This is a genomic window from Romboutsia sp. (assembly GCF_035470145.1).
Lineage (GTDB): Bacteria > Bacillota > Clostridia > Peptostreptococcales > Peptostreptococcaceae > Romboutsia_D.
The window spans coordinates 1-2,617 of sequence record NZ_DATIRC010000007.1; the positions used below are offsets into that span (position 1 = coordinate 1).

At 26.2% G+C, this 2,617-nt stretch carries 2 protein-coding genes and 1 pseudogene; all 3 read left to right on the top strand.

Annotation, left to right across the window (positions count from 1 at the left end):
* Positions 1 to 1,037 (top strand): glycosyltransferase (locus tag VLM92_RS00170; RefSeq protein WP_325274336.1); only part of this gene is annotated, 1,037 nt, incomplete at its 5' end.
* A gap of 261 nt (positions 1,038 to 1,298) precedes the next feature.
* A pseudogene (locus VLM92_RS17295) lies at positions 1,299 to 1,516 on the top strand (sugar phosphate nucleotidyltransferase); the annotation flags it as partial.
* A 32-nt stretch (positions 1,517 to 1,548) separates the two neighbouring features.
* Positions 1,549 to 1,872, top strand: a complete 324-nt coding sequence (locus VLM92_RS00180; RefSeq protein ID WP_325274337.1) for a hypothetical protein — start codon at positions 1,549 to 1,551, stop codon at positions 1,870 to 1,872.
* Positions 1,873 to 2,617 lie beyond the last annotated feature (745 nt).

Sequence of the window (2,617 nt, forward strand, 5' to 3'; positions counted from 1 at the left end):
AATATAATGTAGCTATAAATCTTAATACAATAACAGATAGCAACACGATGTTTTCAAGAAGAGTATTTGATTGTCTAGCATGTGGAACTTGTATTATGAGTAATTATTCAAAAGGAGTTGAAAAGTTATTCTCAGATGTTGTAAAGTTTGTAGACAACCAAAAAGAAGCTGAACTATTCCTAGAAAAGGTAATAAATGATGAACTTTATAGAAATAAGTTAGGTGCATTAGGAATAAGGAAAGTTATTGATCAAAATAAATATTCAGATAGATTAAAATATATAGGTAATATAATAGGATTAAATATAAAAGAAGGTGATACTAAAAAAGTAAGTGTAGTAGTTAGTACAAATAGGCCTAAGAATATGGATATGGTTTTTGTAAATTTTGTAAAGCAAACATATCCATATAAGGAACTTATAATTATATTAAATAATGATAATATGACATTAGATGAGTGGGAGAAAAAAGCTAAAGAATATCCAAATGAAGATATAAGAATATTTAAATTACCAAATAAAACACCTTTAGGCAGTTGCTTGAATTATGCCCTTGATAGAGCTAAATATGACTATATGTGTAAAATGGATGATGACGATATTTATACTAAGTATTATTTAGAAGATGAATTGATATACTTTGATTATACAGAAGCATCAATAATAGGCAAAAATACATTTTATGCATACTTTAAAGATACAAATAAATTAGCTTTAAGATATCCTAATAAAGAGTATATGTATACAAACCTTATTGCAGGGTCAGCAATGATTTTTAAAAGAGAGGTATATGAAGCAGTAAGGTTTAATGATAGATTGAATGTATCCGAAATAGCTGATTTTTTACAAGGAGCAATGGCAAAAGGATTTAAAATATTTTCTACAAATAGATTTAATCATGCAGTAGTTAGAAGGGATGATTTATCAAGTCATACATGGCAAGAAAATGAAAAATATTATTTACAAAGATGTAGTATTATTAATCAAAATTGTCACTATTATAATATGGAAAATTATATAAATTTTAGAATTAATTAATAAGAAGGCTGACTCGATAAATTAATTTGAGTCAGTTTTTATCATGTATTACAAGATTATTAAGAAATTTAAAAGCATATTAGGAGGTACATTTCTCAAATGGAAAAAAGTTAGCATAATTACACCTTGCTTGAATGGTGAGTCATTTGTAGCAAGGTACTTAGACTATATATAGAATTACCGAAACAAAATCAACAATACATTTATTACAGTTATCTATTTAAATCAAAGTAAGTTTGTACAATTTAATGAGGGCATCTTATGAAAGTAATAATACTAGCCAGAGGTTTAGGAACTAGATTATACCCTTTAACTAAATTAATATCAAAGCAAATCCTACCAGTTACAACAAGCCAATGATATAATATCAATTATCAATCTTAATGCTAGCAGGAATAATAGAAATCCTTATAATATCAACGCTTAGAGAACCATTAGTATTTCAAGACTTATTAGGAGATGGAAAAAGCTTAGGAATTTTAACGCGTTTCAAAATGAGAAGTGTGATATAGTGGGAAAATCTAAATCAAATTATTATTTTGAAGGGTTTAATGAATTAAGAACATCAACATCAAAGAATGGAAAAGAAAATAGATATGTAGACTGGATAGGTGGACCAATTATTTGCTTTAGAAACGAAGTATTTGAAAAAGTAAAATTTAGAGATATTACTCTTGGAGAAGATCAATACTTTCTTATAGATAGTATTGAAAAAGAATTTAAAATATTTATCATATCTAAGTTCAATCATATTTTGTTTAGATCTAAGGATTCTAATGAACATACATGGAAAGTTAAACACAATACCTTAATTAAAGCATCTACCAAAATTTAAGGAAATATCACGTTTGAGGAATGTTTTAAATTTGTGGAATGTGATTTACCATCTAACTCAGATTTCACATAATTAAGTTATAAAAAACGATATTTTATACCTTATTAAAATATCTATTATAGCTATAAAATATAGGATGTGCCTCTAGGTTAGTGTAAAGTTTTGAATACTAGTTCATTGTTGTTAGAATGATTAATTACATATAAAACAATGCTTCTATCTCCAAGGTCTAGGATTGCACTTAAATATGCTTTTTTACATCTCCATGCTTAAATTCTGTTACGTCTGTAAGCCATTTTGATAAAAATTTTTTGCTGTAAAATCTCTATTTAGTATATTTCTGCTGTAATCTGAAGTGTTGATTTTATGTATTTGCACCTTCTTTTTCTTCATAAGCAGTTTGTATAAATTTTAAAAGTTATTCATTTTCTATTCTCACAGTTAACATATTTATCATCTCGTAAAGAGTATTGACAAAAACAAAAGAACGTAGACTTTATCTACGTTCTAGCTATAGCTTATCAGCCATAGTCTTAATAATATAAATTTATACTTATAATTTAAAGTTTATTAAATTACATGTAATCATTTTGCTTTTTCAGATAGTCTAAGGTAGTTTGTAAATTTTCAGATTCAAAGTACTCCTGTCTTAATAAAAGCGTATTATCTTGATAATATTTGTTTATGATAGGTTGTTTTTCATGAAAAAGATGATAGATGGTAGTATTAGTTGGTCTACCGAAAT